The sequence below is a fragment of the Bacillota bacterium genome (genome assembly GCA_012842395.1).
Lineage (GTDB): Bacteria > Bacillota > SHA-98 > UBA4971 > UBA4971 > UBA6256.
On the sequence record DUSX01000008.1, the window covers coordinates 1 to 7,957 of the forward strand.

The 7,957-nt window shown below is 62.0% G+C and carries 5 protein-coding genes; 2 read left to right on the plus strand and 3 right to left on the minus strand.

The features are described 5' to 3' along the window. The 3 genes from GX515_03460 to GX515_03470 all read right to left on the minus strand — a co-directional run. Window positions 1-2,713, minus strand: a 2,713-nt coding sequence (locus GX515_03460; GenBank protein ID HHY32074.1) for a hypothetical protein, incomplete at its 3' end; no start/stop codon positions are given. Window positions 2,714-3,567: 854 nt separating this feature from the next. Beyond that, entirely contained in the window at window positions 3,568-4,437 is an 870-nt protein-coding gene (locus tag GX515_03465) for a response regulator transcription factor (GenBank protein ID HHY32075.1), read from the minus strand. Next, a complete protein-coding gene (locus GX515_03470; protein HHY32076.1) occupies window positions 4,418-6,232 on the minus strand; it encodes a PAS domain-containing protein in 1,815 nt (604 codons plus the stop codon). Before GX515_03470 ends, GX515_03465 begins: the two co-directional genes overlap by 20 nt. An 858-nt stretch (window positions 6,233-7,090) precedes the next feature. Here GX515_03470 and GX515_03475 point away from each other — a divergent pair. Together GX515_03475 and GX515_03480 are read left to right on the plus strand one after the other, a co-directional pair. Next, complete coding sequence (locus tag GX515_03475) at window positions 7,091-7,477, plus strand: type II toxin-antitoxin system MqsR family toxin (protein ID HHY32077.1); 387 nt, start codon at window positions 7,091-7,093, stop codon at window positions 7,475-7,477. Window positions 7,478-7,539: 62 nt separating this feature from the next. After that, window positions 7,540-7,957 (plus strand): type II toxin-antitoxin system MqsA family antitoxin (locus GX515_03480; protein HHY32078.1); only part of this gene is annotated, 418 nt, incomplete at its 3' end.

Below are 7,957 nucleotides of genomic sequence, written 5' to 3' on the forward strand. Positions count from 1 at the left end.
CCCACTCGAGCACGTAGCTGATTGCGTTGGCGCCGTCAGTCACGGCGTTCCAGCTGAGCGTCACGGGCAGGACGTTGTATCCCGCGTCGAGCGCGGCTATCGCCGGTGCAGCAGGCGGGACGGTGTCGATCAGGACGGTGCTGAAGATGACCTCCTCGCCTTCGCTGTCTAGATTGTCAACGCCCTTCACTTTCAGCACATGCCCGCCGCTGGCGAGATCAGAGCTGGGCGTGAAGGAAGTGCCCGTCGTCCAGATCGGCGGCTCGCCATCCAGGGTCACCCAGTAACCCTTGATGCCGGAGCCGGGGACTTCGGGAGCGATGTCGTCGTTCCCCGTCCACGACCAGGTGGGCCTCGAATTCGTGGTGGGCGATACCGGACTCGCGGTCGGGGTTATCACCGGTCCGCTTCTGTCCACCATAGTGGACACCGTGTTCGACACGTCGCTCGGGTTCCCGGCCGCGTCATAGGCAATCACCTTGCCCTGAATTACGTCGCCGTCAGCTGCCGCGCTTATGTCCACCGCGTAGGTGGAATTCGCGAGGCCCGGGACATCGGTCCACGAAGCGCCCCCGTCGCTGCTGTGGGAGAAGGTGTATGCCACTGAATCTGCGGTACCTGACCACGCGAATGTCACGGCCGTGTCCTTCGTGTATGGAGACAGCGCGGTCATTACGGGCGCAGCAGGGGGAGTCACGTCCACCGTCACGTACCCGGCTTCGGACGGCGCGCTTTCGTTGCCCAGGTCATCCAGGGACGTGACCTGGAGGTAGTGCTCGCCCTCGGCGAGGTCTGCGGCATGCGTGAACGAATTGGTCGCAAGCGGCGCGGCATTCAGGGAAGTCGCCGCCCCGTCGAGATACACATTGTAGCCGACGCCTGCACCGAGATCGTTCCAGCTCCATGTTGGGGTCTGATCATTCGTCGGGCTCGCTGTGAGCGGCATCGAGGGCACGGGCGGAGGAGTGGTGTCCACCGTGACCGTCTCGAAGGTCAACACCGTGCTCTCGTTGCCCGCGGCGTCCAGCGCTTTGACTGTAAGGACGTGAGGACCGTCAGGCAGCTCGTATGCAGGGGTGAATGACGTTGCAGCACTTGGTTCGGACGCCTCGCCATCCAGAGAGATCAGGTAGCTCGCTATCCCGCTCAACGCGTCGGATCCGCTCCACTGCCATGTCGGTGTCTTGTCCTTGGTGCGAAGCGGCGCCGTCGGGTCAGTAGCAGTCACCGTCGGAGGCGTCCGATCCACCGTTGTCGTGACTATGTTGGAATCGAGGCTGGCATTGCCTGCCGCGTCATATGCCACGACTTTGGCCCGTATTACTGTGCCGTCTGTGGCACCAGAGATATCCATCGTGTAAGCGGGTGACGAAAGACTGGTGATGCTTGCCCAGGTCGGAGCACCAGCTATGTTGTAATAGAAGGTGTAGCTCACCGCGTCCGCAGGAGCCGACCAGGCAAACGGCAGGCTGGTTAATCTAGTGTACTGCGGCAATTCGGTGACGAGGGGCGCCACCGGCCCGGTAAGATCGACCACCACAGTCCCTGCCGGGGATCGATCGCTTTCATTCCCTACATCGTCGACGGAAGTCACCTGAAGGCGGTGCTCTCCTTCAGAAAGGGGATCGGTATGCGTGAAGGATACTACCGATGATAGCGTCGTGATCGGCGCGGAGTTGAGACGCGTCGCTGAACCGTCGAGATATACGTTGTAGCTTGCCGCCCCGACGACCGCATCCCACGACCACGTCGGGGTCGTATCGGTGGTTGGACTTCCTGTCGACGGCGCGCCGGGCACTTGTGGTGGCGTCGTGTCGACGACCACTGTGGGGAAGCTGAGAGGCAGGCTCTCATTCCCTGCGTTGTCCTCGGCCGTCACGACGACTGTGTGTGGGCCGTCGACGAGGTTAGAGCTTCGGACGAACGCCGTGCCGGTGGTCCACACCGGGAGCTCGGCATCCAGCGTCACCCAGTAGCCCTTCACGCCGCTCAGGGCATCGGCGCCGGCCCATGACCATGTCGGCCTCGGATTACTCGTCGTCAGAGTCGCGGTGGGCGTGACCGCGCTGACGGTGGGGCTGGTCCGGTCCACCCTCGTGAAGACTACACCGGACTCAGCGCTTGCGTTCCCTGCGGCATCATAGGCAACCGCTTTGCCTTCGATCAGGACGCCGTCGGTAACGCCGCTGATGTCGACTGAATGGGTGGCAACCCCCAGATCCAACACCGGGGCCCATGCCCCCGTGCCGTCGGTCCTCCAATAGAAAGTGTAGGTTGCAGCATCCCCGGGTCCTGACCAGTCAAATGTCAGGTTGTTGCCGTTCACATATGCCGGGAGCGCATCCATCACAGGCGCCGCAGGGGGGGTGAGATCTATTTCCACCCAGCCCTTGGCGGACCTCGGGCTTTCCGCTCCTTCTCCTTCGACCCAGGCAGTCACCTGGAGATAGTGCAGCCCCTCCGAGAGAGGCGTTCCGTGGGTATATGTGGGGGTCGTGACCCCGGCGACCAGGGCATCATCCAGATATACCGAGTAACTCGTGGCCCCGGCGACAGCATTCCACGTCCATGTAGGCGTGGAGTCGTTGGTCGGGGTTTTCTCTGGCACCGGCGCGTCTGGCGCGGAGCTCGCAAGCGCCTCCGCCTGCACGAATGCCAGCAGCACGACTGCGGCCAGCGCGCCCAGCCACCATTTCGGCTTCGTCCCGCTCATCCATTCCGCCTCCTTCTGGCCAAGTCCTCAGCCTTTGCTTTCGGTCTCACTCTCACTCTCACTCTCACTCTCACTTTCGCTCTCACTCTCGCTCCATGCTCACTCGCACTCCCGCCATAACTCTCGCTGTCGCTCCCGCTCGCTGTCGCTCCCGCTCTCGTTCTCGTTCTGGCTCCGGCTTGCGCGATCACTCCCAGTCCCGCCCCTGAACTCAGTGTCGACTCGCCGATACAGACCGCCGATACAGACCACCTCCCGGCGCGGGTTCTCTCGTCTCCGCCGTCCGTCGACGTCCTCCCGCCGACGTCCTCCCGTCGACGTCTTCTGACGCCTATGCTTGCGCCTAGCCTACGTCTGCCGTCCGTCCGAGGGCAGGCAGGTCCCGACGAGCCTGCCAGCGGGAAATGCGTGGGGCTGCGCCCGGACCTTCGGGCCCCCGGCCGTGCGTCGATCCCGCCCACGGCAAACCGCGGACAAGCGCAACGGCACACGGCGATCCAAGCCCGCCAGCAGCCCGCACGTTCGTGGTGCGAAATGCTGCCGCAACGGGCGGATGCACCGTCCACGTCAGGGGATACCGTTTTCGAATGTCGACACCAGGGAACCATTCCGGGAAGAAGTGCGCCAGGCCCCCCCAAGCTCACCTCTGTCGGAATGCGTCCGCGCATGCGGACAGCTTGACTATAGCAAGACTCGGGTGGCGCAAATACTGTGCTTGAAGACAGTTCAGGATCAGGAGGGCGGGAAAAGGGGAACGCCCAGGGGACTGCACTTTGGTGCAGGTCGCGGTCACCCTAGTAGGCGAAGTAGGCGAAACGCGATGTCATCAGAATGCGATAGCTTGCGTGGCCACGTCATGGCTCGCGGTGATTGTTGGGGCGGGACGCTTCTAATCCGGCTCGTCTGCGCGTCAGATTAGAACATTGCTTGTCGCTGTTGCGGGTCAGGTTCGTCCTTGCTGCGAACGCGATGACCTGAGCCCGGTTGCGCAGATGCAGTTGGTCGAGGATCTGTTTCATATGGTACTTTACAGTGCGTTCGCTGATGAAGAGAGCGGCACCCACCTCCTTGTAGGTCATTCCCTTGGCAACGAGGGTAAGGACCTCCATCTGGCGAGGAGTCAGCCATTCGCCGGCCGCGTCGCCTCTCGGACCCTCTGTCTGAACCGAGGCTTCGCCCGCAGCGCCCCCCGCCTCGGCGGAGGCGGTCTCTTCCGTCGCTGCCGGTGGCGTCCCCGGACGCGGCTCCGACTCAATGTCCGCCTGCGACACCGTTTGGCAGCCCGGCTCACCTGCGCCCGCTTCGCCCGCGAGGCGTGTGAACTCCTCGAGCAACTTCGCGGCCAGACCCGGTGAGAAAGGCGCGTCGCCGCGGGCAAGGTCCTCCAGCAACTCCACCAGTTCTTCGGCGTTCAGGTTCTTAAGGAGATAGCCGGAGGCCCCGCTCTTGATCGACTCGAAAAGGTCGCCGTCGGCTTCGGACATTGTGAGCATGACGATCTTGATATCCGGCAGCTCCGCCTTGATGAGGCGCGTAGCGGCAAGTCCGTTGCAACGTGGCATCATGATGTCCATCAGCACGACGTCCGGGCGCAAGCGCCGTGCCTCGTCCAGCGCCTCAAAGCCGTCCCTCGCTACACCCACGACATCAATGCCATACGATACCAGAAGATTCTTGAGACCCTCGGCAAATAGAGGGTGATCGTCAGCGACCAGAATCCTCATGGGCATCCCGTCCTTGTGCCTTCTCTTCGCTCTCTCGCAGCGGAACGCGGACTCTCACTTGGGTTCCCATCCCAGGGGCCGAGCGCACTTCGAGACGGCCTCCCACTTGTTCTGCTCGTTCGCGCATGATGCCGAGGCCGAACCCTGCGTCCGCCCTGACCCCGTCCTGCTCTCGCACGCGTCCATTGCCGCCGCCGAGGCCCTTGATCTCAAAGCCGCTGCCGTCGTCTTTCACCACGACCTCGACGCCTTCCGCGGCCACAGCGAAGCTCACCTGGATGTGGCGGGCGCCGCCGTGTCTCCTCGCATTCGTCATGGCTTCCTGGATAATGCGCAGGACCTGCACCTCGGCGGCGCGACCGAGGACCCCATCCCTGATCTCGTCAGGGATCGCGAGATCCGTCTGGATTCCGTAACTGCGCTCGAAGCGTCGCGCAAGCCTCTCGAGGGTAGGTGCGAACCGCCAGTCGGCGGGCAGAACTCCCTTCATAGTCCTGATGTTCTCCCGGACCTCCTCGTAAGCGTCCTGCGCCACGGTCACAATGGTCTCCAGGTAGCCGTCGGCCAGGGACGTCTTGCCCCTCGAAAGCTGTTCTCGGGCGGCCTGAGCCTGCACGTTCAGGAACCCGAGGACCTGTCCGAGACTATCGTGGAGATCTCGGGCGAGACGTTCCCGCTCCTCCATCGCAGCGAGCGCCCGCTGCTGTGTCACAAGCTGGTCCCGCACGCGCTTGCGCTCGGTGATGTCATCTATGACGACGAGCCTGCCGACGACTCTCCCGCGCGCAGTGAGCAAAGGCGAGAAACGAAACTCATAGGACCGATCGCCAGACCGATCGCCCCCGGCGACCTCCTGCACGACCTCGCTCTGTCTTGCCCCCTTTCCATTCGCCGCGATCTCGTGCTCGCGGCACGCATCCGCCGCAGCAGGCCAGGGCCGCAGCATCTCGACCACGGGCTGGCCGACTGCGAGCGCCGCCGACCAGCCCGTTATTCTGGCGGCAGCAGGGTTCACGTCAACGACGCGGTCCTGGGAGTCCACCACGATGACGCCGCTTCTCATGCCGCCCGCGACGGTTGCCCACGCTATCGGCACGATGTCCATGAGCCTGTAACGGAGGAGCCCTATGCTCGTTGCGAGCCCGGAAACGGTGAACGCGATCGGCGTGATGTCGAGCCGGGGCACCGGACTATTGCCTGATATGTAGAGCGCATTGGAGACCCAGGGGACTACCACGCCTATCGCGAACATGACAGCTTGCCCGCTGTAAAGGCGTGACCGGCCGAAAAGCGACCGCATCATCATAGTCGAGCCGATGAAGAGGAGCGTGTATGCATAGACCACATACGCCCAGAACGCGGGTCCGTAGTCCTTGGTGATGACAGAGAATGGACCGCTGGTGTCGAGCCTGACATTGTGCCGCATCAGCCCGTGGAGGTCGTTCGTCCACATCAGAACCAAGATTGTGGCCGGGACAACCAGCAGCAGCGCCACGTTTCGCCGTGAAAGCCACTCATCGCGGCCGGAAAACTGGATCGCGACCGCAAGCCACGCCACCGGGATAATGACGGTGCCGATCCACTCCACGCTCGCCCAGAATGTCTTGCCCGCCAGATCTGTCCTGAACATCTCCAGGGCGTTGCCGAGCGACCACTCGACCATAGCGAACATGAAGATCGAGAGTGGCAAAGCCCCGGGCATGCTGCGCCGTTTCCAGATAGCCACCGCGACCGGAAGGGCCACGAGACCGCTGACGATGTACGGCAGCCCATATGGCGTATAATGCCAGCCCATCTGGCCTCACCCGCGCTTCATATCGGAATCGCGCCCTTGCTCCGCCCATTCCGCCGCTGCCGCACGAACCGCGGTCGTGGCTCCTAGCCGCGGAGTTACAACGAGGTCGAACCTCAAGACAAGTCGCGAGCGGTGTCCTCGAGCATGATTGTGGCTGCAGGCCGCCGGGCCACCCGTCACCCGTCAGCTGCCAGCTTGCACTCATCACGAGGCGCTACATCCCTTGCCTCCACAACCCAATTTCGGCGGTATCATAGGAACTTTCGGCAGGATCGTGGGAAATCCTTCATGCCCGACCCACGCCGGGCATATGTCCCGCCCGCGCGCCGCAGCCGCGGTTCGGCGCTCCTCTCCCCACGCAGAGGTGGAGATACCGATGTGCGAGGCGCATTTCGCGGCGCACCACAACCTCTCCCCACGCAGAGGCGGAGATAGTTCCGCGCGGGGGACGGCTCCGTCCATCTGAGCGACGCGGCGCGTCGGTCCGTCGCCCGGCGGCACATCGATGGCGGTCAGTGGCGATCAGTTGACTCCCTTAGAGCCAGGAAGGAGCTCCAGAGGGGAGCTCTAGAGGGGAGCTCCAGAAGAGGGAGCCCTGGAAGAGCCCGGGAAGGAGCGGCCTTGTTCGCCCTACCGGCTACTGGCGGCGTCATCGTCGAGTTGAAAGGTCCCCCTATCAGTTGCGTCTTTTTCCACTTCGAGCGGCCCAAGAGACGTAGAGAACCGGGGTGACTCCGGACCTTGCACCTTCGTCTTGGCAAGAGGTTCATTTAATGGCAATTCATTCTTGACATCATTGATATCAAATGATAGCATATCGGCAGAGCCGATGGTACAATAAAGGGGAGATGGACGCCAGTGTCCCGACCCGCGAGACCCAATCATGGCAGCGTGGCCCTTATTCGACAGATAGACGAGTTTTTGGAGCGGGTTAGGGACGCGATACTCATCCAGCGCAAGTTTGATTTCATTCCTCGCAGAGAGAACCTTGATGGCCTATCAGAACTAGGAATCACGATAAGCGCTGCGAAGCAGGAAATCCTGGCCCTCACGTATCAGGACTACTACAGGGGTCCGTCACCAGACCAGTCGCGAGAGCACGTTCGAGGTGGTGCGATATGGGAGTTCATCAGGGACATGGACGGAAGGCCTGTGTACATAAAGCTTAAGCTAGACAACTGTCGCGGTTGCGTGTGCATGTCGTTCCACGAGGCTGACCGTGCTCCCAGGTTGCCCTACCGGTAGAGCGATCGGGGAGTTCGCGTCAACAGACCAGTCGAGGAATCATGCACGAAGGAGGACAAACCATGAAAGGCTTCTGTCCAAAGTGCGAAGCAGAAAGGGAATTCGTTAAGACCCAGAGGGAGGAGACATATCCAGTAAAGGGCGAGCCCATCACCGTCATGGCCAACGTTTTGACGTGCGGAGCTTGTGGGACTGATGTATTTGATGAGATTCTGGACAGTGAAAACCTGTCTCTAGCTTATTCTCAGTACCGCAAGCAAAAAGGCCTGTTGGGTCCGGAAGAAATCAAGAGGATTAGGGAGAGATACGGTCTCTCACAGCGGGGTCTGGCTGCCCTTCTGGGATGGAGCCCTGCCACGATAGCGAGATACGAACTTGGGTCGATCCCCAGCGTCGCCCATAATGACCAGCTTTGTCGATTCAGCAAGGATGTGGCTTACGCGCGTGGTCTCTTTGAAGCATCTGCTTCTAAGCTAGGAA

Excerpts from the sequence above, each read along its gene's own strand:
- GX515_03470 (HHY32076.1), bottom strand. The coding sequence starts at position 6,232 with ATGGGCTGGCATTATACGCCATATGGGCTGCCGTACATCGTCAGCGGT.
- GX515_03465 (HHY32075.1), bottom strand. The coding sequence starts at position 4,437 with ATGAGGATTCTGGTCGCTGACGATCACCCTCTATTTGCCGAGGGTCTC.